Source organism: uncultured Algibacter sp., from assembly GCF_963976535.1.
Taxonomy (GTDB): domain Bacteria; phylum Bacteroidota; class Bacteroidia; order Flavobacteriales; family Flavobacteriaceae; genus Algibacter_B.
The window spans coordinates 20,304-42,939 of the sequence record NZ_CAXBLF010000001.1 but is presented as its reverse complement, the minus strand read 5'-3'; the positions used below and the strand labels follow the sequence as shown (position 1 = coordinate 42,939).

The following is a 22,636-nucleotide window of genomic DNA, read 5'->3' as shown; positions in this document are numbered from 1 at the left end:
GTGAAAATTTGCGTCTTCGCGACTTTGCGAGCCTCATTTAAAACGGCAAATTTAAACTTATTATAACAATGTTGAAAGTTTAAACGTTGTAATCCTGAAACCTCTGTAATTATTTTGAAATTTTTATGTAAAACAAAAAAACATGCCTTCAAATAATGAGGTTTCCATTTTCTTGGATATAACAAATTCAATTGAAATCAAAAGACTTATGTCTTTTGAAGTTTCTTTTCAATTTCTTTATTATTTTTACGCCATTAATCCAATTACTTTATGAGTTCATCCTTCGAAAAGCATCAAAAACGCAAACTTATTTCCTCTTACTTTTCAGTGGTGCTAAGTATAGCTTTAGTTCTGTTTTTATTAGGATTATTAGGCATGCTGATTTTAAATGCGAAGAAAGTTTCTGACCATTTTAAGGAGCAAGTTGTTGTGACCATCTACTTAAAAGATACAGCCAAAGACGTTGAAACCAAGCAGCTTGAAAAAAGTTTGGCTATGGCAGATTATGTAAAATCTACCGAATATGTTTCAAAAGAACAGGCTGCCGAATTTATGAAAGCTGAAAATGGAGAAGATTTTATGGACTTTGTGGGTTACAATCCGTTACAAAACTCTATTGATGTGCATTTAAAAGCCGATTTTGTAACCTCAGAACATCTTGAGAAAATTTCCGCGGAAGCGACAAGTAAAAACTTTGTAGAAGAAGTGACTTATGATAACGACTTGGTAAACCTTATGAACGACAACGTTAAAAAAATCAGTTTTTGGGTTCTTATCATTAGTGGTATTTTCACTTTAATTGCTGTTTTATTAATTAATAGTTCTATCCGATTAGCTGTTTATTCTAAGCGATTTACCATAAAAACCATGCAAATGGTTGGTGCTACTAAACAGTTTATTCGTCGCCCATTTGTTTGGAAAAGTGTTCGTTTAGGTATGATTGGTGCCTTTTTAGCCCTAATAGGAATGGCGATTGTTTTATATTATTTAAACAAAACATTCACTGAGTTAGAATTACTAAGCAACCCCATTCTAGTCACTTTATTATTTATTTTAATATTTGCGTTAGGAATAGTTATTACTTGGATTAGCACCCACTTTGCAACACAGCGTTTTTTGAATTTGAAGACGGATGATTTGTATTATTAGTAGTTAGTGTTTTGACGGAAACACAGCAAAATTAAATTTGTTTCTTTTTGCGCCCTTTCAGTTTATTTTTAATCGCTTGATACTAAGGCATCAACTCATAAAAACTAAACAAAAATGACATCAAAAATAATTCAAATTATAAAAATCGTCTGTTTCCGTCCAGACACTAGTTAGAACAATAAATTAAAATTCTATTAACAGTGTTTTTTTAAATAAATCTTTTACTTTGCACTAAATTATTCTGCGACATTTAATCATGGGAGAAAAAAAACGAAAAGAAGCATCAAAACCTGTTTTTGTATTTGGTAAAAAGAATTACAAATTCATGTTTATTGGTTTAGCCATTATAGCACTAGGTTTTATTTTAATGTCTGGTGGCGGTAGTGATGACCCAAACGTTTTTAATCCTGAAATTTTTAGCTGGAGACGCATAAGACTCGCACCAACATTAGTACTAATTGGGTTTGGTATTCAGATTTATGCTATTCTTTTAAATCCTGATAAAAAATAGTTTATAGGATTTTAGCAAATGCTTCGGCCATTTCTTTAACATAACTATATCCATTTTTCATAGCATCATCTAAATCTTCTGAATGATTTAAAACAGCATCAGCGTAATCTATACCAAAATCAATGATACTGTTTTTATCTAAATCTATAGCACCACAAAACGCTGCGACTTTTATGTTTTTTGCCTTGGCAGAATTCATAACACCTTGAATAGTTTTTCCAGAGAATGTCTGAATATCTAATTTACCTTCACCGGTAACAATCCAATCGGCAGTCTCAATTTGATTATCAAAATTAGCTAGATTTTTCACAAGTTGAATACCAGGTTCTAAAGTGCCATTTAAAAATACTTTTGAAGCAATGCCCATGCCCCCTGCCGCTCCAGCGCCTTTTATAGTTTGCGAATCGATATCAAAAATAGCATTTAGAATTTTTGAAAAATCTCTAAGTCCTTTATCCAACATTTCAACATCAGTAAACGTTGCTCCTTTTTGAGCACCATACACATGAGCAGCTCCATTTACTCCGTATAACGGATTGGTAACATCACAAGCTACACTAAAATCAACTTCGTACAACTTACTATGTACATTAGATATATCAATAGATTCTATCTGTGATAAATTTGCGCCAATAGGACTTACCTCATCATTATTTTTATCTAAAAAACGATACCCTAAAGCGGTTGCCATACCAATTCCGCAATCATTTGTAGCACTCCCACCAATACCCAAAATAATTTTTGAAGCACCTCTATTAATTGCATCTGCAATCATTTCTCCTGTTCCTAAAGTTGTAGTATTTTTGCAATCAAATTGCTCAGGTTTTAAAAGCTTTACTCCTGAAGCTTCAGCCATTTCAATAAACGCTGTTTTTGTAGTTTTAGAATATAAATAAGACGCTATTACTGGCTTAAAAAAAGGATTGTTAACCTCAACATTTACAACTTCTCCTTTTAGATAATAATTTACAACCTCAATTGTACCATCACCACCATCAGCCAATGGGAGTTTTATAATTTCGACATCAGATTTTACGCTGCTAATACCTTCTTCAACAGCATTACAAAACTCTAATCCTGTTAATGAATTCTTAAACTTATCTGGTGCTAGAACTATTTTCATATACCCCAACTTAAAATTTTAACCAAAAATAGTGGGAACAAAGTAACTAAAAGTTACAATGATTATAAAAAATGCTACTAATATGTACACTTCCTTAATCATAAAGTCTTCTTTTTTTATACTTACGTTAAAATTAGAAATATTTTTAATTTCTATTTTACTTGTTAATGCACTAACCGCATAAGCAACTACCAATGCTATTATAACACCAGTAAAGTTTAGCCAAATCCAAAAAATATTAAATCCTAAATCGATATGAAATAATTCTTGAATCGTTTTTGAAAAAACCAAATTGATAAGTACCGCCGAAATAATAGCGGCATTCATCCCTATATGGTTGACTTTTTTTGAAAAGAATGCTAAAAAGAAAGTAACTAATACTGGACCGTAAAACACAGAACCAATGGCATTTATAATTTCTATAACCGCGCTTTTACTTCCTCCAAAAAGAAATGCGCTTGCAATACATACCATACCCCAAAATACTACTGATCCTTTAGAAATAAACATGTATTTTTTTGTACTTAATTTTTTCTCTCCTCGGTTAAAAAAGTCTTCCACGGTCACTGCAGAAAGCGAATTTACCGTTGAACTTAAAGATGACATGGCTGCTGAAAGTATTCCAACCATCAAGATACCAATAAGCCCGTGAGGTAAATATTTCATAATAAAAACAGGAATCATTAAATCTGCTTTAATGCCGCTTATAGCAAATTCCTCAGGAAAATATTTTTGCGTTGTATCTGCTATTTCTTGTAAAAAATCTGGAGCTAATGTTACCAATCCTCCAATGACTAATCCCATTACAGAATATATTAATACCACAGGAAACCTTAATATACCATTTGCTAATAATAATTGACGTATGGTTTTTTCGTTTTTTGCCGATAACATACGTTGGGCTTGTGTTTGGTCGCATCCGTAATATGACGCATAAAGAAAAAAGCCACCAATTATCATTGGTAATAAACCATATTCGTTCCCTTCTCCTATTCCTAAATTATAGTCTATAACTTGTAACCTTTCAGGAGAAAATCCTTCAGCTAAACCTCCATGCTCTTGTAAAAGATTCCATCCAAAATATAAACTAATAATTAACCCTGCGAATAAAATAATCATTTGTATAGCATCGCCCCAGACAACAGCTTTCATTCCTCCTTGCCAAGAATAGATAATAGTAATAACACTTATAATTAAAATGGTATATACAAAATCGATATCTAAAACCGCTTGTAAAATAATGGCTATTGTATATACCATAACGCCAGTTCCAAGCGCTCTACTTATTTGAAAAACGATACTTAATATTAATCGTGTTGATGTGCTAAAACGTTTCTCTACAAATTCATAAATACTAACAACTCCCGATCTAAATAAAGGCGGAATTATGACAATCATAATAAAAATCATAGCTAGGGGAACTGCAAACTCAAAAGTTAGCCATTTCATACCGCCTCCAAGTTTTAGACCTACAAAGGCTGGCGCTGAAATGAAACTAATGGCGGACAATTGAGTTGCCATGGTTGATAAACTCAATGGAAACCATCCCATACTTTTCCCTCCTAAAAAGTAATCTTTAGAATCTTTATTATCCTTAAAAAAGAATCCCATTCCTAAGAAAAATATAATGTAAAATAGGACGATACTATAGTCTAGCCAATTCATAATTTTAAGTTTTAGTATTTAGTGCCTGGTCGGAAACACATCAATATTAAATTTGTTTCTTTTCGCGCTCTTTCCATTTATTTTTAATCGCTTGATGCTAAGGCATCAACTCATAAAAAGTAAATAAAAATAACATCAAAAATAATTCAAATTATAAAAATAGTCTGTTTGCGACCAGACACTATTTAGTTAGTTTAGCCTTTAATTCTGTTTTTACTTTTTCAAACCATTCGTCTTTTAGAATGCTCAGTAAAATGATATCGGCTCTTTCCTTTCCATTAAGAGATGGCATAAAATTCCGTAACACACCTTCTTCTTTGCAACCCACACTTTTCATAGCGGCAATACTTACTTTATTTTCGGCATGGGCTCCAAAACCTACACGTTCTAATTCCAACGTTTCAAATGCAAATTGAAATAGTAAATATTTACAACGCTTGTTTAATCCTGTACCGCGAAAATCCTTTCCGTACCAGGTATGCCCTAATTTAATAGTTTTTAATTCGGATGAATAATCATAGAATCTTGTTGTTCCGGCATATTGCTTTTTAATTTTATCAAAAACTACTAAAGGATATTCTTTTTGATGCTTTCGATTATGAACAGTTGATGCTATATAATTAGTTAAGTTTTTTAAACCATTTCCTTTTTCAAGAAAATAGGTCCACAAATTGTGTTCTTTTGAAACATTTAACACATACTCAATATGTTCTATTTTAAGAGGCATTAGTTTTACATAATCATCCTCTAAAATATAATCCTGCGAGTAATCTAAATGTGCCACTTATATCTAACTTTCAAGTAAATCAATCAATAAGGCAGCACTCCAAGAAAAATTATTACCGCCATAACCTGCATTTCCATTTTGGTGCATGTCTTTTCTTGAATCAAAATATTCGTAAAAACCGTTATTGTTTACCATAGCCACAGTATCTTGCTTTAAACGCTCTGCAATTTCACTATAACCATACGCCTTCAATCCTTTATGCAGCATCCAATTTAAATTAACCCAAACAGGACCTCTCCAATATTTTTTAGGACTGAAGCGTTCGCTAGTAGGATCAAAAGAAGCACATAAATATTGATGATCTCCTCCAAACTTATCCATCAAAACTTTTACCATAGACGCTGCTCTTTCTTTACTTGGAATACCAGCATATAATGGTGAAAATGATGATGATGATAAGAATCTGAGCGCTCTTTCATTACGTAAATCATAATGTACATATCCACCAAGTTCATCATCAAACAGCTTGTTGTTAAACGATTGAATACTCTTTTTTTGCCATTGCTTTAGTTGACTTACTTTTTCATGATTTCCCAACTTTTTATATAAATTGATTAAACTCTGATTAGACTTAATAAGCATGGCATTAAATAGTGGGTCTTGCACCAAAAATGGTGATAGTTCTGCTATTTTTTCATCACTATAATTGTGTTCTTTTGCTATATCTATGATATACAAATAGTGGTCGTATTCTCTTTTTGATGGTCTTTCTGCCGCATCTACGTGCGTCGTATCTCGCCTTTCAAACGTGTACTCTGGTGGATTCATAGTATCCCAAATATCATCCCAAATAGGAGAATTATCAGTGCCAGATTCCCAATTATGATAAATATAAACTAACCCTTCATTTTGAGGGTCTCTATTTTTATAGAAATACTCATGGTTAAAGTAAACCTTATCAATAATCTTTTCTATAAACTTCAAAGTGGCTTCTTTGTTTTTACTAATACGATATATCTCTTCTAACACAAAACCCGTTACAGGAGGTTGTGTCATGCCTGTTGACCTATATTTTTTTGAGGATTGGGGATGCAAATCTGACCGATGAAAATCTGATCCAGGAAAATATGTATCGGTCTCAGTATGAAAAATAATATGTGGTATAAAACCATTACCCCATTGTGCATCCAACAAAGTTTCAATTTCTCTTTCGGCCTTTAGCATATCAAAATGAGCAAACCCAATAGCTATTAACCCTGAATCCCAAAACCATTGGAATGGATATAAGTTTGCACAAGGGATGCTAAAGCCAACTTCATCTTTCCAGTTGCCATTTAGAACTTCAATTGCTCGGTTTTTTAATTCTTCCATAATATATTTCTAATTTTAGTACATGACAAAAATATAAAAGTGTCACATTGAGCGCAGTCGAAATGCTTTTGAATACGATATTTCCAATGTCTTCGACTGCGCTCAGATTGACATCCGATATATTATCAATTTTTGTCATGTACTCAGATTTCTAATTTTAAAAAAAACTCACCACTTTATACTTAGCTGTGCAAGTGATGAGTTAACTAATCAAACTAAACTAATCAATATAATTTAAAAACTAAATGTGGCTGTTAAGAAAAATCTACGTGGTAAAATAGGTCTTCCGAAGAAAAACTCTGCGTCTCCAGCTTGATTTACATTTCTTGGATCTCCTTCAGTAACTCCTTCATCATTAAATAGATTGAATACAGAGAAACCAAGTCTTAATGTATCATCACTATCTTCATTATCTCCCATTTTAAACATATACCCAGCTCCAATACGCGCAATATTAATTGCATCTAATTCTACTGTATTGTTATCAGCTGCAAATTTACTACCTGTATGATTTAAAGAGAATAACGCATCAAATTTATTATCATCGTAGTGCACGCCTAAGCTTCCTAAAAAATTAGGTTGTCTTGCTAATTTATTACCTTCGTCAGCAGTAACAGATGTATTATTAGTTAAATCTGTCCTTATGTTTGTAGTGATTTCATGATCTTGATAAGTACCAGTACCTCTTAAGCTAAAGTTATCAGCAAATCTCCAATCAAATGACGTCTCTAAACCAATGGTTCTAGTACTTTGTTCTGATCTTGTTAAATCAACCAATGTACCACTTACAAATCCTTGATCTATTTTAATTCTATCAGTTAATCCTACATAATAGGCTGCTAAAGATCCTGTTAATTTCGCAGTTCCTAGTTTTGCTCCAGCTTCAAATTGAATTATTTTTTCTGAATCATATTTACTTCCTGTTATTCCAGAAGCTATAGGTGAAAACCCTCTTATTTGTGGAAAAAAGAAGCCTCTAGAAAAGTTGGCGTATAAGTTAACAGGTTCACTTAGTTTATACAAACCAGCCAAAGACACAGCCCAATCTGTTGCACTAACATTTGCTCTTGTAAAACTACCATCTGCAAAGTCAACGTTTGCTAATTCTGGTGTTAAAGTTGGATCATCATATACTTGACTTTCTACAATGTTTCCATTACTAAAAGTTCCTTCTGTGTTTTCTATTCTTAAACCAACATCAAAACGCCATTTATCAAAAACCATCTCATCTGTTATATAAACCGCTGTTTTATTTTGAGATAAGAATTTATTGGAAGTCATTCCTATTCTATTATAAAGACCACCTGTAGAAAACGTAACATCATTCCCGCCAGCATCAACATAACTTAAGTTTACTAATTTAGGATTATTATTAAACTCCGATAATACTCTATATTGATAATTTACATCTTCAGCTTCTGTACGCGCTAAAAAAACACCTCCAGTAATATTGTGTGTTCCGTTAGTTACTTCTAAAGTTTTAGTTAGAGAAGCTTCTCCAGAATAATCTGTCATAGGACGTAATCTATCTACTTGTAAATTGTCTACAACTAAATCAGATCCGTTAATTGCAGCTGATGTACCTTGATACTGAGCGGTAAACCCCAAGTTGCCTGGTGCAACATTACTAACATAATCATTTAAAGTAATAGGATTATTATTGGCTCCATTACCTCCTACATACAATGCAAAATTATGCTGATAATTTGCATACTTCACTTTTGATTTAAATTTTAAATCATCGGAAAAATTATAATTAAAGTCTGCCATTAAGTATCCCCCTTGAGTAAAAACACCATCTTCAATTGGGCTTTCGTAAACACCTCCTGGAGTTAAAAAAGATGTATTGGCCAATTCACCAGATAGTAATTGAGATACATCTTTGCCATCATTACCAGCAATTCTCTTTCTGTTTCCATCTAAAGGAAGTGGTAAAAAGAATTGTGCTTTATCATTAATAAACTGACCATGAACTGTAAACGATCCATTTTCAAATTTCTTTTTGATATTCGCTCTAAACTGAACCCCTTTTGTTGGTAATCCTGTTTCAATTGGACCATCATCTTTTCTAACAAAACCAGTAAAAGCGTAATAGGTATTAGAATCTTCTCCTCCTAATTTACCACCCGTATAAAAATCCGTCTTTAAACGACCTTTATCGGCCCATTCCATATTAATAATGTTTTCATCATTAGAATCTCCTGTTTTACTTGTATAGTTAATGATACCGGCAACCGATCCTGCGCCATATAAAACGGCAGCGCCACCACGAACAAATTCAACGCCTTTAAAACCTATATCAGGTCTCGCGTAAACATCATTAGCAGATGAATTTAAACCGAACGTACTAATTAACGGCATCCCATCATATTGAAGCGGGTTAAAAACATATTGACCACCAGAAGGTAAACCTCTTACAAATACGTTTGTAGCAGTTTCACCACCACCACCTTCAGCAGTAATACCTGGAATACTTCTAAGGATATCGGCTTGACTATTTGCAGAAAGTTTAGTAATTTCCTTTTGCCTTATAGAACTAATAGACATTGGTGTATCCTTTTGAGATCTAAAAGTAGCAGAAGCAGTTAATACCACTTCATCTAAAGAATTACCACCTTCTGCCAATTCAATTTGTAAAGTAATTGGAGTTCCATCAAGCGTTACTGTTTTTTCTTGAGTCTCATATCCTAAATAAGATATTTTAACTGTTTGAACGCCTGTTAGATTTGATGTAAAGCTAAAGTTACCATCAAAATCTGATGTTGCACCTGATGTACTACCAACTACAAGTAAGTTTGCTCCGGTAATTGGCACACCGGCTTTGTCTTTAACAGTTCCTGATATATCCGTTTGTGAAAACGTTGCGGAAATGCTAAACATACATAATAATGTAAAAATAATTTTTTTCATGTTATTTAGAATTAGTTAATTGTTAGACAAATTTATAAGCAGATACCTAATAAAAGTTCTAAAAAATTGTCATATTTTTATGCAAACGTTTGCGGGAACGTTTGTTTTTTACATTTACTTAATAAAAAATACACAATAAGATGAAAAAGGAAGTGGTTACTCTAAAAAAATTAGCTCAAATACTTAATTTATCTATTTCTACAGTTTCAAGAGCCCTTAATGACCATCCAGATATTAGTGAATCCACTCGAGATAAAGTAAAGAATCTAGCCCAAACCATGCAGTATGTCCCCAATATTTTTGCAAAAGGATTTAGAAAACATAGAACAAACATTATAGGCGTTATTGTACCTACTATTACACACTATTTTACAACCACAATAGTTCGAGGTATTCTTGAAGAAGCCTCAACAAGAGGGTATCGCGTTATTATTTCAGAATCTAATAATGATGTTATAAAACAAACAGAAATGCTAAACACTATGATACAATTTGGTGTAGATGGTATTTTAGCATCGTTAACCAAAATGACAAGAGATATAGATACCATTTTACCAACCCTCAATACCCTTCCCTTTATTCTATTTGATAAGGTGTCCAGTAAAATTCCCTGCACACAAATAACTATTAACGATGAAGAAGCAGCTTTTAATGCGGTAGAACATTTAATAAATATTGGCAAAAAAAGAATTGCCATTATTAAAGAAAGAGAATTTTCATATAATTCTGAAAAAAGATATGCTGGATATTTAAGAGCATTAAAAGAACACAACATAGGCGTTGATGAAAAAATAATTATTAGTGTTGATGATATTTCTTTACAACAAGGTAAAAGAATGACAAATTTATTGCTAAGTATTAAAAAAAGACCTGACGCAATTTTCACAATAACCGATAGTGCTGCGGTTGGAGTGATTCAAACACTAAAAAAATTCAATATAAAAATACCAGATGAAATTGCTGTAGTTGGTTTCAGTAATTCAAGGCTTTCAACTGTTATAGAACCAAATCTCACAACCGTAGATCAACCTGGTGAAGCTATTGGCAAAAATGCCGTTAAACATCTAATTGAAGAAATAGAAAGTAATGTAGATACAATAACAAGTAAAATGATTGAAATAAAAGGAACGCTTATAATAAGAGATTCCACATTTAAAGTTTAAAATTTTTATTTTATTACGGCATTGGTATTTCAATTTTAATACTTTTGCGCCATGGAAATTATTGACGCAATTATTTTAGGCATTATTCAAGGGCTTACAGAGTTTTTACCTGTATCGTCTAGTGGGCATTTGGAAATAGGCAAAGCCATTCTTGGAGATAACTCTGTTCCTGAAGAAAGTTTATTGTTTACAGTTGTACTGCACTTTGCAACAGCGCTAAGTACTATTGTTGTTTTTAGAAAAGATATTTTAGATCTTATAAAAGGCGCACTAAAATTGAAATGGAACGACGATTTACAATTTATTTCTAAAATTGCGCTTTCTATGATTCCTGCGGCTGTTATAGGTTATACTTTCGAATCAGAATTTGCAGAATTATTTGGAAACAATATTAAACTTGTAGGCTTCATGCTCCTTATTACCGCACTATTGCTCTATCTAGCAGATAAGGCAAAAAATACGGATAAAAAAGTATCATTCACCAATGCTTTAGTAATAGGTTTTGCTCAAGCTATTGCGATGCTTCCAGGCATTTCACGTTCTGGCGCCACCATTTCAACCTCTGTTTTATTAGGCAATGACAAAACTAAGGCAGCACGTTTTTCGTTCTTAATGGTCGTACCATTAATATTTGGAAAAATCACTAAAGATGTTTTAAGTGGCGATTTAACTTATGATAGCGGAAATTTTACTGCCTTATCCATAGGTTTTGTAGCTGCTTTTATTGCAGGATTATTTGCATGCACTTGGATGATTGCCCTTGTAAAGAAAAGTAAACTGACTTACTTTGCCATTTATTGTGCTATTGTTGGCGTTATTGCTATTACTTTTTCATTGTTAAATTAATACCATTTCTTATTTAAAATGATCGTAATAAAACGCCCTTTTTTCCTTTCTACTTTAACATAAAAAGAAACCGTAACTATGGCTATGCTTTATTTTTCTATTTTGTATAAAACAAAAAATCATCATTTTATTTTACAATAATTTAAATAAGAAATGCTGAGTACATGACAAAAATTGATAATATATCGGATGTCAATCTGAGCGCAGTCGAAGACATTGGAAATATCGTATTCAAAAGCATTTCGACTGCGCTCAATGTGACACTTTTATATTTTTGTCATGTACTAAATAAGAAATGGTATATATGAAAACTGTTGAAGATTATCTTTCCGGACAAGTTTTACTAATAGACAAACCCCTTAATTGGACCTCTTTTCAGGTGGTTAATAAATTGCGTTGGGAAATTCGTCAAGCCTTCAGTATAAAAAAAATAAAGGTTGGGCACGCTGGCACCCTAGATCCTTTAGCAACAGGCTTGTTAGTTATTTGCACAGGTAAGATGACCAAGCAAATTGACACCTTTCAAGGGCAAATAAAAGAATACACCGGCACTCTTGTATTGGGAAGCACAACGCCTTCATTTGATTTGGAAACTGAAATTAATGAAACCTTTCCCACTGAACATATCTCGGAAGATTTAATATATGAGACTACCAATCAATTTATTGGTGAGATTCAGCAACTTCCTCCAGTATTTTCAGCCTTGAAAAAAGATGGAAAACGATTATATGAGTTTGCCCGAGCAGGTGAACAAGTAGACATTCCATCTAGAGCAGTGAACATTTTAGAATTTGAAATCACTAAAATAGATAGGCTAAATCTTGACTTCAGAGTAATCTGTAGCAAAGGCACATACATTCGTTCTTTAGCTAACGATTTTGGAAAAGCTTTAAACTCTGGGGGGCATTTATCTGCTTTACGAAGAACAAAAATTGGAGATTTTGATGTTACAAGCGCTACTTCCATTGAAGACTTTATTAAAAACTTAAGTTCGGAATAATTGTTGATACCCTATTTGCTTCATCAAACCAATCCCTATGAAGCGGATATTTATCGTAATTTATCTATTTTTATTCATTTCTTTTTCTTCATTTTCTCAAATAAAAAAAGAAAAAACAAATGGTCTTTTTTATAAAGTTTCTTTAGCCACAACCCTAAGCATAAATGAGGAAAACACCCTTTTAGCTGATGATGATGAACCTTTCTTTAATTTCAGTGCGCTTTTTGTAAATAACACTCTAGGATATCAGTTTGATAAGCGTACTTCTTTAGGATTAAATTTAGAGTATAATTGGCATTCTCAACAAGGGCTTCACTTTGCTCCTGCCTATGTGAGTTTACGCCATAATATTATTGTAGATGATGATAATATATTTGTTAGAGGTGGTTACGGAAGTCTTCTTGGAATAAGTAAAGACTTTAAAAAAGGCAATATGTATAAACTCGGTTTAGGCGTACAAATCGTTAATTTCGATAATGACAATTCCTTTTTAATTGGAATTGATTTTACCAGAAAACGATTCGGTTACAGAACCTTAGAAGGCTTGTCTAGCATATCAATTTTTATAGAATTTATGCTTTTTTAATCTTTTTAACGTATTTTGCCGTATATATTAATACGATTTCTCATTTAAAAAAAACCGTATTGAGCCTCAATGACCAACATAAAGCCCTACTTATTACGCTTCTAATTTCTGGAACTGTAGTACTCTCTGTTTTTAACTTAAGCCTTAAAAAACAGAATGAATTTGCGTCTGAAAGTTATTATGAAATTGAACCAGAAAAGGAGCTCACCGAAGAAGACCTTAAAGTTCTTGAAGCCTTAGACAAACTTAATAATACCAAGGCTGAAACTAATAAAGCCTTTGATGAAGCTGAACAAAACAAACACTTTGCTCAAGCCTTTAAAACCATAGCACCACCTGAAGATTATGTGCCAAAATCTACTAACACTTCAGAAAACCAAGCAGAAGCAAGAAAAACTTACGAAATTCCTGAAGATTCAAGATTAAATCAAGAAGAATTATCAAAGTTTAGTAAAGTAAATGATTTGCTTGAAAAACAACACTCTGAAGGTAACAACACTAAAAGTTCTATCCGATTTTCTTTAGTAAACAGAAAAAAGGTTCACATCCCAATCCCCGTATATCTATGCGAAATTGATGGCAAAATAGTAGTAAATATTACTGTAAATTCTAAAGGACATGTCATTGATGCTTATGTAAACACCTCTTCAACATCAAGCAACGAGTGCTTGATTGAACATGCCATAGACTATGCTAAACAATCACAATTTAGTACTGATGTTTCAAAAGCAACCCAAATAGGTTCTATAACATTCTTTTTTATTGGCAAATAGGTTCTAATTGACAAAGTATTTCAATAACATCGTTAATTACATTTTGCCCTTTATCTTTATTATACCAATGTTGTAAATCTTCTTTAAATTCTGGTGTTAAACTAACATTCTTAGCAATAAACCTATTCACATAACTTGTTGCTTCACTTGGTCTTGGCCCATAAGTATTTAAAACTTCACCTGTTTTGTTATCAATCATAATAACCTTAGCAATTGCTCTTGCACCATTAGTTAAGAACATATCCATTAGTTCAGGATTCTCATCCCTTAGTACCAGTTTAACATCAATATTAGGGCTTAATTCCGCTATTTTGTTAAGTGCAGGTATTACATGGGCAGCATCACCACACCAACTCTCTGTAATAATCAACCATGTCAATTTTTGATTAAATCCTAATATTTTTTGTTGCACCTCTTCAGAAACTTTTATGGTTTTATCCCAACGTTTCATGCGTCTATCGTTTAGCTTTGTATAATTTGCTAAAGCTACTGTTTTTTCTATTCCTGTATTAGAGTGCTCATCAGCTAACTGCTTAACTAAGGTTCTATAGTCTTGATAAGTGATACTACGATTAATACTTTTTTTTATAATAGGATGCATATTATTTATTTTTTAGAACAAAATCTTCTGGCGCAAATTTAATACCTCGAAATTTTAATTAAGATGATTTTTGTCATACTTTTACTTTAATCCTTACAGATGCCCAATATGGGCTTTATTTAAAAATTATCATAGATAGAAAATGAAAAAACACAGATGTGGTTGGTGTGAAGGTGACGTTCTATATGAAGCCTATCACGATAATGAATGGGGCAATCCTGTTTATGACGATGACACTTTATTTGAATTTTTAATTTTAGAAACTTTTCAAGCTGGTTTAAGTTGGATTACTATATTACGTAAACGTGAAAATTTTAGAAAAGCTTTTGATCATTTCGATTACAAAAAAATCGCATTATACAAGCAAAATAAAATTGATGCTTTGTTACAAGATGCTGGAATTATAAGAAATAAACTGAAAGTAAATGCAACAGTGAGTAATGCTCAAGCGTTTATGAAAATTCAAGAAGATTTTGGAAGTTTTAGCAAATACATTTGGGCGTTTGTAGATGGGAAACCTATTAAAAATAATTTAAAAAACTACCAAGATGCGCCGGCAAACACGGCTTTAAGCGATGCTTTAAGTAAAGATTTAAAAAAGCGCGGATTCAAATTTGTAGGTTCTACAGTAATATATGCACATATGCAAGCCACAGGTATGGTGAATGACCATGAAGTTGGCTGTTTTAGGTATAATGAGGTTTAATCAATTTCTTTTTCTTCAATTTCAACATGCTCTATAACTGCTTCATCTTTTGGAAGGTAAGGCATCACACTTAAAAGATGCTCTATGGCTTCAACTCTAGCTTTCGTTTTTTTGTTTGCTTTTATTATTACCCAAGGCGCTGTTTTAGTATGAGTTTTTTTAAACATTTTCTTTTTATAGTCTGTATAATCATCCCATAGCTCCAATGCTTTTTGGTCAACAGCGCTGTATTTCCATTTTTTTAAAGGACTCGTTTTTATGTCTTCAAAACGTTGGTGCTGTTCATCTTTTGAAATAGAAAAATAAAACTTTACCAATCTAATTCCAGATTCAGTTATCATACGTTCAAACTGATTGACTTGATTCATAAAAATACGATATTCTTCATCAAAGCAAAACCCATTTACAGGTTCTACAATAGCTCTGTTGTACCAACTTCTATCAAAAAAAACAATCTCACCTTCTCGTGGTAATTTATTTATATACCTTTGAAAATACCATTGTCCCTTTTCTTCAATAGAAGGTTTTGGCAATGCAACCACTTTAAATTCTCTAGGATTTAAATGCTCGGTCATTCTTCTAATGGCACCACCTTTTCCAGCAGCATCTCGCCCTTCAAAAATGATTACAATTTTCTCATTATGCTCTTCAACCCAATGCTGAAGTCTTATTAATTCTTCTTGTAAAGATTTTAAACGAGACTCATAATTCAAATTTCTTAAAACTTTTGAAACAGAAATCGTATCATCTAATAAAAACTGAATGATTCCTTTTTTAGAGTTTAACTTCTTTAAGTCTTTTTCGGTTATATTATTAGTCATAGTATATCTTAATCAATTTGTTTAACAAGTCTGTGATAACGTTGTGCTATATTTGGATCTGGGAATAATTCTATTCCTGAATTGCCTTTGTTTTCATATTTAAATTTAGACAATACGTAACGCATACTTTCTAAACGTGCTTCTTTTTTTTCGTTTGTTTTTATGATAATCCAAGGACTAAAAGTCGTGTGCGTTTTACTAAACATCTGTTCTTTGTAATTAGTATAATCATCCCAACGTTTTTGGCCTTCTTGATCTACTGGACTAAATTTCCAACGCTTTAATGGGCTTTGTAATCTTGAATTAAACCTTCGTATTTGCTCTTCTTTAGAAATAGAAAACCAAAACTTTATTAAATCGACTCCATCTTCATAAAGCATGTGTTCAAACTCTGGAACTTGTACCATAAATTTATCATACTCTTCTTCATTACAGAATCCCATAACGGGTTCTACAACAGCACGATTGTACCAGCTTCTGTCAAAAAAAACGATTTCACCTGGATTTGGCATTTCTTTAATATAGCGTCTAAAATACCACTGCCCCTTTTCAACATCTGTAGGTTTTGTTAAAGCGACAACCCGCATAGAACGGGGATTTAAATGCTCAATAAAACGTCGTATAGCACTTCCTTTTCCTGCCGCATCTCTGCCTTCAAAAATAACACATACCCGTTTATTGTGCTTAGCAACCCATTGTTGAAGATCTACTAATTCTGCCTGAAGCATTTTTAACTCTTTTTCGTAAGTAAGCGTATTAAGTATGTCCTTAAAATGCTCTTCAGGTTGTTTTGCTTTAAGAAGATTGATAAATTGTTCTTTCGTTTTAAGTGCTTTAAAATCTTGTATTGTTAGCATATTCTATGTTTAATAAACTAATATCAGGATTTTTTAAATCAAAAAATATGACGTTTGTCAGGTAAAAGAAATTCCAGTTTAAAGGAGTTCAATATCACACTATAAATATTTCAAAAATGCTTCCCTAGAAATCTCCTCAGCCCCTAAACTTTCCAAATGATTTGTATACACTTGGCAGTCTATAAGTTTATAATTTGTATTCTGAACAAAACTGATAAACCCAACTTTACTAGCATTACTTTCTTTTGTAAACATACTTTCACCGCAAAACACACCATTGTTTAAATCAATGCCGTAAATTCCAGCAACAAGCTTTTTATCTTGCCAAACCTCAACAGATTTCGCATAACCAAGTTGGTGCAATTTTATATAAGCATCAACCATCGCATCTGTTATCCAAGTTCCAGATTGCCCATTTCGTTTTGCTTTTGAGCATTCGTTAATTACTTGTTCAAAATCTTTATTTACAGTAATTATAAACTCATTGTTACGCATAATCTGTTTCATGCTTTTTGAAACTTTTAATTTCTCAGGAAACAATACAAATCGTGGGTCTGGAGACCACCATAAAAGAGGTTCTTCAGTATCAAACCAAGGGAAAATGCCCGTTTTATAAGCTAGCAATAACCTTTCAACACACAAATCACCTCCAAGCGCCAATAAACCTTCAGGAGAAGCTTTATTCACATCAGGAAACCAGATATCTTCGTTTAAGTATTGCATGTATCAGTACATATAAAAACCTCAATGTTAGAATAAACATTGAGGTTCATTTTATAAGATTTCCGCCTATGCGGAAATAAAAAACTATTTTATTTAAAAAGGCAAATCGTCGTGATCTTCTTCTTTTAAATCTCCTGCAGGCGCAAAAGCATCTGCTGGTGGCACTGGAGGCATATTTGTTCCTGCAGCTTCATCCTGCAATGCTTCAATTCTCCATCCTTGAATCGAATTAAAGTATTTCGTTTCGCCTTGAGGATTTACCCATTCTCTACCACGCAAATTGATGCTTATTTTAACTTGCTGACCTACTTGATAGCTATTTAATAAATCTGTTTTATCTTGAACAAACTCCACCATGATATGCTGTGGGTATTGCTCTTCAGTTGTTATTACAATTTCTCTTTTTCTAAACCCATTACTTCCAAAAGTTTGAGTTTCTCCAACCATTTTAATTCTTCCTTGAACTTCCATTTACTAGTATTTAATTTATTTTATTGTTTTAACTTAATAGTATTTTCCAAGCACTTTCAATATCTCCAAAGCTAAGATAGTTGCGTGCTAATTTATGTTTCTCTCTGTGTGTTGCCGTTTTTATATTAGGGTAGCGCTCTCCAACTTCTTCTACAAAAGCATTTACCTGATTTTCGGTAGGCAGCACTTCAATATTTCCTAACATGCCTAAATCGTTTCCTGTTAAAATCATGCTATTTTTAACATGGTCTGGAAAACTATCAACACCAATTCCTAATGTTGCAATTGGTTTTGGTATTTTAAAAAATCCCGCTTTAGCACGACTATAATAGCTACCTCCTGCTCTTGCTACCAAATCTAATTTTTTTTGGTTTATGACCTTATTTTCATCAAGTACCTCATCATCAACATGAAGTTTAACCACTTCGCAAATAATTAAATTTCCTGCACCACCTTCAGTTCCTAACTTAATAATATCGTTAACCTTACATTCAAACTGTACAGGTGATTCGGCTACCCGATAAGGTTTTACCAGATCCGATTTTAACATGGTTAATCCAGCCTTTTCAAACTCGTTTACACCCACAGGATATTCTGTACTGCTTAATGACATTTGATGAACCATATCATAATTCACCACATTTATAACCACTTCTTTTGTTAATTCAGCATTCTCCAGAGTATGCTTTGTTGTATTATCTCTAACACGTCTAGCCGGAGAAAAAATCAGGATGGGTGGATTCGCACTAAACACATTAAAAAAACTAAATGGTGACAAATTAGGATTTCCATCAGCATCAAGCGTACTTGCAAAGGCTATTGGCCTTGGGGCTACAGCGCTCAACAAATAACCATGTAATTTACTGGTTGATATGCTTTTTGGATCTAATGAGGCCATTTGTCTTTTTAATTTTAACAAAACTAATCAAAAAAAACATGATAATTTAAACTAGTTTTCAACATTAGTTTACCTCTGTCAACAATCTGTTAATATTTGCCACCAGCGGAAATGTAATTAAACTATAACGCATCTAAAAACCGACTTACTAACAACTTGAACAATAATATTAACAGATTTGCATTATATTACCAGAGAATACCAATATAGCATTAAAATAACGCATATAATTATGTTTCTTTTTCGCTCATATTTTCAATATAAAATCAAACTGTAACTAAGGCTATGCTTATATTTTCTATTTCATCTGAACAAACCTGCCTGCCGGCAGGCAGGAAACAATTCAAATTATCAATACGCCATTTTAAAACTAAATTGGTATAATTACTTTTTTAAATGATTTTCACAAAACATAGTAATGCATTCCGGTGGATTATTGTTATAGCTTCTTTCGCTATTGTATCCCTTATTTTATGGAAAACTTATGAGTTTTTTCAGCATTTTAAAGACGAAGAACGGACCAAGATGGAAAATTGGTCGTTTGCTCAAACCGAATTTATAAATTCTGACACAAATGCGAACCTCAACTTAACACTTAAAATTTTAAATAGCAACACTTCAACACCAATGATTGTGGTAAATGAAGATGGGAATCTTAATAGTTCAAATAATATCGATTTAAATAAAATTGAAGATCCAATTTATCTTAAAAAGCTTATAGAAAAATTTAAAAACGAAAATGAACCCATTATTGTTAGAGCTGATAATCGTATTTTTAGCACTATTTACTACGGAAACTCTCCTTTACTCAACAAACTAAAATATTATCCGCTTGCATTATTACTCATTATTGTGCTATTTGGCGCCGTCATTTTCTTTTTTTACAGTAGTAACAAAAATGCCACCCAAAACAAATTATGGTCTGGTATGGCAAAAGAAACGGCACATCAAATAGGCACGCCTTTATCGTCTTTAATTGGTTGGACTGAAATATTAAAAATCGAAAATGTAAACCCAGATTATATTGTTGAAATTGAAAAAGATGTTGACCGATTAAAAACTATTACAGAACGTTTTAGCAAAATTGGTTCGTTACCTATTTTAGAAAAAGCTGATATTATAAAAGAAACTATTGAGTCTTATGACTACTTACAAACAAGGTCATCAAAACTTATCGATTTTGATCTGATAATCCCTGAAGGGGAAATTCCCGTAAATCTAAATAAACAACTTTATAGTTGGTCCATTGAAAATTTGGTAAAAAATGCCATTGATGCGATGAAAGGTAGAGGGAAACTTATAGTTGAAATTTCACAGCTTGAGAATGATGTAAAAATAAGTATTACTGATACTGGAAAAGGCATCTCTAAAAAGGATTTTAATAAAATTTTTGAGCCTGGATTTACCACTAAAAAACGAGGATGGGGATTAGGTTTATCACTCACAAAACGAATTATTGAAGATTTTCATGATGGGAAAATTAAGGTTCTACAATCTGAAAAAGATAAAGGTAGCACCATACAAATAAGTTTAAAACGCGCACAATAAAGGATTTTTGGAATCAAAATTCTATATTTAGATTCCCGTTTTTACGGGAATGACAATTTCAAAGGAAACCACTAATCAAAGCTTAGTATAGATTTTTTTTTGAATAAATACTGAGATATTATGGCTGAAAAATTAATTGAGGTTAAAGAAGTCGCGCTAAAAAACAATTGTCCAGAATGTTTTAGCACAAATGGTTTACGATTAAATTTTAAGCAAAAAATAAAAGAAACCAAATTTTATAAATCTATTACTTCTGAAATTAGTCATGAAATTACTTGTAAAACATGTAAATCGGTAATTTATCCTGAGCAATGGACTGATGATATTGATCGCGTTTTTGAATATCAGAAAAAAGCGTTTACTCCAAAAAATTCATCAACCTATCTTAAAAAAACATCTTGGATTGTTATTGCAACAATTGTAGTGTTGGTCGCTCTAATTCTCTTACTGTTATTTTATTTGAATTTATAATTGCGCTTTGATAGCTTCTGCTAAGGCCTCAAATTCCTCTGGAGATAATTTAACTTTTTGAGTAAATCGAGCGTCTTCCATAGACTGTAATGGAATTAAATGCACATGTGCATGAGGAACTTCCAGACCTATAACACTTACTCCTATGCGCTTACAAGGCACTGCTTTTTTTAAAGCCAAGGCAACAGTTCTTGAAAAACTCATTAAGGCATTATAAGTGGTTTCATCTAAATCAAAAATTTTATCAACTTCTTTTTTAGGAATACAAAGTGTATGCCCTTTAGTATTTGGATTCACATCAAGAAATGCTAAAAAATCTTCCGTTTCTGCTATTTTATAACAAGGAAGTTCGCCGTTTACTATTTTTGTGAAAATGGAAGCCATAATTTATGTTTTCAGACCTGTCAAGTTTTGGAACCCTGATAGGTTTATAATATATTATTTATCATTTGTGTCCGACAAAAGACCGCTACGCTTTTAGAATCAAGAATAAAGACTTGATTGTAACTATTTGAAAAGCAGCAGTAATTATTTATAATGATTTCCCCCTTTGCGGAAATAAAAACCACACTTTTCTATCTCGTTATTTCGATAATGTCAAATTTCATAGTCCCATTAGGCACCTGTATTTCTGCAATATCACCTACCACTTTTCCTAACAAACCTTTTCCAATAGGAGAATTCACTGAAATTTTCCCTGAAGCCAAATCTGTTTCACCATCAGCAACCAAAGTATAATTCATTTCCATACCATTGGTTTGGTTTTTTATTTTCACTTTAGAGAGTACAAGTACTTTTGAATTATCTAACTGAGACTCGTCTATAACACGCGCTCCAGCTAATGCATCTTCTAATTTAGAAATTCGCATTTCTAACATACCTTGTGCTTCTTTAGCTGCATCATATTCTGCATTCTCACTTAAATCGCCCTTATCTCTAGCTTCAGCAATTGCTCTTGATGCTTTTACTCGCTCAACATCTTTAAGTTGTCTTAAATCGTCTCTTAATTTTTTTAATCCTTCAGGTGTATAGTATGATACTTTACTCATAACTTCATCGTTTACTTAATATAAACATGCTAAAAACACACTTAGACCATGCTTAGTGCTAGAGTTCAGCAAATAAAAAAATCCCGCTTACACGAGATTGTACAACAAAAATACAAAATTTTTAAATAGATTATCTAAAAAAATGCTCTTTATCAAACTGAATTTACATTAATTTTTTAAATATGCACTTTACTTTTTATTGTAAATTGCGTTTCAATTTTCTCTGAATTATGAAGTCTTTATATCGCTTAATATTATTTATCCTTTTAGTGTCTTGCAGCGGTAATTCTGTTGTTGATAAAAACTGTAGATTCTTACTTGATATCGGAGTTAATTTTACCATTGATTTATCTTTACCACAATACAGTCAACTTGCTTTTGCGGGAAACTCAGTTTATATCCCAAATGAAGGAAATGCTGGTGTTATAGTAGCTAGTACTGGTGTAGATTTTTATGCATGGGATGCTAGCGACCCTAATCACGCTCCAAACGATTGTTCTGCCCTTGTTCCTTCTGGATTAAACGGAACATGTGGATGTGGTGATGGCAACACATACAATTTTGTTACTGGAGCACCTGACGGAAATGATGGTTTAAGATGTGCTTTGAAAAATTACCGTGTGCAGCAAAATGGTAATACGCTTTTAATTTTTAATTAAAAAAGCGC

24 protein-coding genes are annotated in these 22,636 nt (G+C 32.5%); 11 read left to right on the top strand and 13 right to left on the bottom strand.

Annotated elements, in window-relative coordinates:
- Positions 1 to 270 precede the first annotated feature (270 nt).
- Positions 271 to 1,149, top strand: coding sequence for a permease-like cell division protein FtsX (locus AAC024_RS00230; RefSeq protein ID WP_339893079.1), 879 nt, complete (start codon positions 271 to 273; stop codon positions 1,147 to 1,149).
- A gap of 256 nt (positions 1,150 to 1,405) precedes the next feature.
- Positions 1,406 to 1,660 (top strand): DUF3098 domain-containing protein, encoded by a 255-nt coding sequence (locus AAC024_RS00225; protein ID WP_339893078.1) that lies wholly within the window; start codon positions 1,406 to 1,408, stop codon positions 1,658 to 1,660.
- A 1-nt stretch (position 1,661) separates the two neighbouring features.
- Here AAC024_RS00225 and AAC024_RS00220 read toward each other — a convergent pair whose 3' ends face one another.
- From AAC024_RS00220 to AAC024_RS00200, 5 genes are all read right to left on the bottom strand, one after another.
- The gene (locus AAC024_RS00220) at positions 1,662 to 2,783 is read right to left on the bottom strand and encodes a glycerate kinase (protein WP_339893076.1); all 1,122 of its coding nucleotides are present in this window, start codon (positions 2,781 to 2,783) and stop codon (positions 1,662 to 1,664) included.
- An 18-nt stretch (positions 2,784 to 2,801) separates the two neighbouring features.
- Positions 2,802 to 4,448 carry a sodium/solute symporter gene (locus AAC024_RS00215; RefSeq protein ID WP_339893075.1) on the bottom strand — a complete coding sequence of 549 codons (1,647 nt, stop codon included), beginning with the start codon at positions 4,446 to 4,448 and terminating at the stop codon, positions 2,802 to 2,804.
- Between the two features lie 181 nt (positions 4,449 to 4,629).
- Positions 4,630 to 5,232, bottom strand: a complete 603-nt coding sequence (locus AAC024_RS00210) for a GNAT family protein (protein WP_339893074.1) — start codon at positions 5,230 to 5,232, stop codon at positions 4,630 to 4,632.
- Positions 5,233 to 5,238: 6 nt separating this feature from the next.
- The gene (locus AAC024_RS00205) at positions 5,239 to 6,546 is read right to left on the bottom strand and encodes a trehalase family glycosidase (protein WP_339893073.1); all 1,308 of its coding nucleotides are present in this window, start codon (positions 6,544 to 6,546) and stop codon (positions 5,239 to 5,241) included.
- 234 nt (positions 6,547 to 6,780) lie between these two features.
- Entirely contained in the window at positions 6,781 to 9,456 is a 2,676-nt protein-coding gene (locus AAC024_RS00200) for a TonB-dependent receptor (protein ID WP_339893072.1), read from the bottom strand.
- A gap of 140 nt (positions 9,457 to 9,596) precedes the next feature.
- Between AAC024_RS00200 and AAC024_RS00195 the strand changes: the two genes are divergently transcribed.
- The 5 genes from AAC024_RS00195 to AAC024_RS00175 all read left to right on the top strand — a co-directional run bounded on the left by AAC024_RS00195 (position 9,597) and on the right by AAC024_RS00175 (position 13,824).
- Positions 9,597 to 10,619, top strand: a complete 1,023-nt coding sequence (locus tag AAC024_RS00195) for a LacI family DNA-binding transcriptional regulator (RefSeq protein ID WP_339893071.1) — start codon at positions 9,597 to 9,599, stop codon at positions 10,617 to 10,619.
- A gap of 51 nt (positions 10,620 to 10,670) precedes the next feature.
- Positions 10,671 to 11,465: an undecaprenyl-diphosphate phosphatase gene (locus AAC024_RS00190; protein WP_339893070.1), complete on the top strand. Its 795-nt coding sequence runs from the start codon at positions 10,671 to 10,673 to the stop codon at positions 11,463 to 11,465.
- 304 nt (positions 11,466 to 11,769) lie between these two features.
- The gene (gene truB / locus AAC024_RS00185; protein ID WP_339893069.1) at positions 11,770 to 12,465 is read left to right on the top strand and encodes a tRNA pseudouridine(55) synthase TruB; all 696 of its coding nucleotides are present in this window, start codon (positions 11,770 to 11,772) and stop codon (positions 12,463 to 12,465) included.
- A gap of 37 nt (positions 12,466 to 12,502) precedes the next feature.
- Positions 12,503 to 13,051, top strand: a complete 549-nt coding sequence (locus AAC024_RS00180; RefSeq protein ID WP_339893067.1) for a hypothetical protein — start codon at positions 12,503 to 12,505, stop codon at positions 13,049 to 13,051.
- 59 nt (positions 13,052 to 13,110) lie between these two features.
- On the top strand, positions 13,111 to 13,824 hold the full coding sequence (locus AAC024_RS00175) for a hypothetical protein (protein ID WP_339893066.1): 714 nt from the start codon (positions 13,111 to 13,113) through the stop codon (positions 13,822 to 13,824).
- On the opposite strand, the gene AAC024_RS00170 is transcribed toward AAC024_RS00175, so the two are convergent.
- The gene (locus AAC024_RS00170) at positions 13,811 to 14,425 is read right to left on the bottom strand and encodes a thioredoxin family protein (RefSeq protein ID WP_339893065.1); all 615 of its coding nucleotides are present in this window, start codon (positions 14,423 to 14,425) and stop codon (positions 13,811 to 13,813) included. The genes AAC024_RS00175 and AAC024_RS00170 overlap by 14 nt on opposite strands.
- A gap of 142 nt (positions 14,426 to 14,567) precedes the next feature.
- On the opposite strand from AAC024_RS00170, the gene AAC024_RS00165 reads away from it, so the two are divergent.
- On the top strand, positions 14,568 to 15,131 hold the full coding sequence (locus AAC024_RS00165) for a DNA-3-methyladenine glycosylase I (RefSeq protein ID WP_339893064.1): 564 nt from the start codon (positions 14,568 to 14,570) through the stop codon (positions 15,129 to 15,131).
- Here the strand turns inward: AAC024_RS00165 and ppk2 (AAC024_RS00160) are convergent.
- The 5 genes from ppk2 (AAC024_RS00160) to AAC024_RS00140 all read right to left on the bottom strand — a co-directional run bounded on the left by ppk2 (AAC024_RS00160) (position 15,128) and on the right by AAC024_RS00140 (position 18,901).
- Positions 15,128 to 15,952 carry a polyphosphate kinase 2 gene (gene ppk2, locus AAC024_RS00160; RefSeq protein WP_339893063.1) on the bottom strand — a complete coding sequence of 275 codons (825 nt, stop codon included), beginning with the start codon at positions 15,950 to 15,952 and terminating at the stop codon, positions 15,128 to 15,130. The genes AAC024_RS00165 and ppk2 (AAC024_RS00160) overlap by 4 nt on opposite strands.
- 8 nt (positions 15,953 to 15,960) lie before the next feature.
- Positions 15,961 to 16,809: a polyphosphate kinase 2 gene (gene ppk2, locus AAC024_RS00155; protein WP_339893062.1), complete on the bottom strand. Its 849-nt coding sequence runs from the start codon at positions 16,807 to 16,809 to the stop codon at positions 15,961 to 15,963.
- A gap of 99 nt (positions 16,810 to 16,908) precedes the next feature.
- A complete protein-coding gene (gene aat, locus AAC024_RS00150; RefSeq protein WP_339893061.1) occupies positions 16,909 to 17,532 on the bottom strand; it encodes a leucyl/phenylalanyl-tRNA--protein transferase in 624 nt (207 codons plus the stop codon).
- Between the two features lie 93 nt (positions 17,533 to 17,625).
- A complete protein-coding gene (locus AAC024_RS00145) occupies positions 17,626 to 18,003 on the bottom strand; it encodes a DUF3127 domain-containing protein (protein ID WP_339893060.1) in 378 nt (125 codons plus the stop codon).
- Positions 18,004 to 18,031: 28 nt separating this feature from the next.
- Entirely contained in the window at positions 18,032 to 18,901 is an 870-nt protein-coding gene (locus AAC024_RS00140; RefSeq protein WP_339893059.1) for a flavin reductase family protein, read from the bottom strand.
- A 396-nt stretch (positions 18,902 to 19,297) separates the two neighbouring features.
- On the opposite strand from AAC024_RS00140, the gene AAC024_RS00135 reads away from it, so the two are divergent.
- The gene (locus AAC024_RS00135; RefSeq protein ID WP_339893058.1) at positions 19,298 to 20,449 is read left to right on the top strand and encodes a HAMP domain-containing sensor histidine kinase; all 1,152 of its coding nucleotides are present in this window, start codon (positions 19,298 to 19,300) and stop codon (positions 20,447 to 20,449) included.
- A gap of 120 nt (positions 20,450 to 20,569) precedes the next feature.
- A complete protein-coding gene (locus AAC024_RS00130) occupies positions 20,570 to 20,920 on the top strand; it encodes a hypothetical protein (RefSeq protein WP_339893057.1) in 351 nt (116 codons plus the stop codon).
- Here the strand turns inward: AAC024_RS00130 and AAC024_RS00125 are convergent.
- Together AAC024_RS00125 and greA are read right to left on the bottom strand one after the other, a co-directional pair.
- On the bottom strand, positions 20,915 to 21,304 hold the full coding sequence (locus AAC024_RS00125; protein ID WP_339893056.1) for an HIT family protein: 390 nt from the start codon (positions 21,302 to 21,304) through the stop codon (positions 20,915 to 20,917). The two genes, AAC024_RS00130 and AAC024_RS00125, sit on opposite strands and share 6 nt — an antisense overlap.
- 191 nt (positions 21,305 to 21,495) lie before the next feature.
- On the bottom strand, positions 21,496 to 21,969 hold the full coding sequence (greA, locus tag AAC024_RS00120) for a transcription elongation factor GreA (RefSeq protein WP_339893055.1): 474 nt from the start codon (positions 21,967 to 21,969) through the stop codon (positions 21,496 to 21,498).
- A gap of 230 nt (positions 21,970 to 22,199) precedes the next feature.
- On the opposite strand from greA, the gene AAC024_RS00115 reads away from it, so the two are divergent.
- On the top strand, positions 22,200 to 22,628 hold the full coding sequence (locus AAC024_RS00115) for a hypothetical protein (protein WP_339893054.1): 429 nt from the start codon (positions 22,200 to 22,202) through the stop codon (positions 22,626 to 22,628).
- Positions 22,629 to 22,636 lie beyond the last annotated feature (8 nt).

Excerpts from the sequence above, each read along its gene's own strand:
- AAC024_RS00195 (WP_339893071.1), top strand. The coding sequence starts at position 9,597 with ATGAAAAAGGAAGTGGTTACTCTAAAAAAATTAGCTCAAATACTTAAT.
- AAC024_RS00135 (WP_339893058.1), top strand. The coding sequence starts at position 19,298 with ATGATTTTCACAAAACATAGTAATGCATTCCGGTGGATTATTGTTATA.
- ppk2 (WP_339893063.1), bottom strand. The coding sequence starts at position 15,952 with ATGACTAATAATATAACCGAAAAAGACTTAAAGAAGTTAAACTCTAAA.
- AAC024_RS00165 (WP_339893064.1), top strand. The coding sequence starts at position 14,568 with ATGAAAAAACACAGATGTGGTTGGTGTGAAGGTGACGTTCTATATGAA.
- AAC024_RS00125 (WP_339893056.1), bottom strand. The coding sequence starts at position 21,304 with ATGGCTTCCATTTTCACAAAAATAGTAAACGGCGAACTTCCTTGTTAT.
- truB (WP_339893069.1), top strand. The coding sequence starts at position 11,770 with ATGAAAACTGTTGAAGATTATCTTTCCGGACAAGTTTTACTAATAGAC.
- greA (WP_339893055.1), bottom strand. The coding sequence starts at position 21,969 with ATGAGTAAAGTATCATACTATACACCTGAAGGATTAAAAAAATTAAGA.
- AAC024_RS00130 (WP_339893057.1), top strand. The coding sequence starts at position 20,570 with ATGGCTGAAAAATTAATTGAGGTTAAAGAAGTCGCGCTAAAAAACAAT.
- AAC024_RS00225 (WP_339893078.1), top strand. The coding sequence starts at position 1,406 with ATGGGAGAAAAAAAACGAAAAGAAGCATCAAAACCTGTTTTTGTATTT.
- aat (WP_339893061.1), bottom strand. The coding sequence starts at position 17,532 with ATGCAATACTTAAACGAAGATATCTGGTTTCCTGATGTGAATAAAGCT.
- ppk2 (WP_339893062.1), bottom strand. The coding sequence starts at position 16,809 with ATGCTAACAATACAAGATTTTAAAGCACTTAAAACGAAAGAACAATTT.
- AAC024_RS00145 (WP_339893060.1), bottom strand. The coding sequence starts at position 18,003 with ATGGAAGTTCAAGGAAGAATTAAAATGGTTGGAGAAACTCAAACTTTT.
- AAC024_RS00170 (WP_339893065.1), bottom strand. The coding sequence starts at position 14,425 with ATGCATCCTATTATAAAAAAAAGTATTAATCGTAGTATCACTTATCAA.
- AAC024_RS00140 (WP_339893059.1), bottom strand. The coding sequence starts at position 18,901 with ATGGCCTCATTAGATCCAAAAAGCATATCAACCAGTAAATTACATGGT.
- AAC024_RS00180 (WP_339893067.1), top strand. The coding sequence starts at position 12,503 with ATGAAGCGGATATTTATCGTAATTTATCTATTTTTATTCATTTCTTTT.
- AAC024_RS00205 (WP_339893073.1), bottom strand. The coding sequence starts at position 6,546 with ATGGAAGAATTAAAAAACCGAGCAATTGAAGTTCTAAATGGCAACTGG.
- AAC024_RS00215 (WP_339893075.1), bottom strand. The coding sequence starts at position 4,448 with ATGAATTGGCTAGACTATAGTATCGTCCTATTTTACATTATATTTTTC.
- AAC024_RS00115 (WP_339893054.1), top strand. The coding sequence starts at position 22,200 with ATGAAGTCTTTATATCGCTTAATATTATTTATCCTTTTAGTGTCTTGC.
- AAC024_RS00200 (WP_339893072.1), bottom strand. The coding sequence starts at position 9,456 with ATGAAAAAAATTATTTTTACATTATTATGTATGTTTAGCATTTCCGCA.
- AAC024_RS00230 (WP_339893079.1), top strand. The coding sequence starts at position 271 with ATGAGTTCATCCTTCGAAAAGCATCAAAAACGCAAACTTATTTCCTCT.
- AAC024_RS00220 (WP_339893076.1), bottom strand. The coding sequence starts at position 2,783 with ATGAAAATAGTTCTAGCACCAGATAAGTTTAAGAATTCATTAACAGGA.
- AAC024_RS00190 (WP_339893070.1), top strand. The coding sequence starts at position 10,671 with ATGGAAATTATTGACGCAATTATTTTAGGCATTATTCAAGGGCTTACA.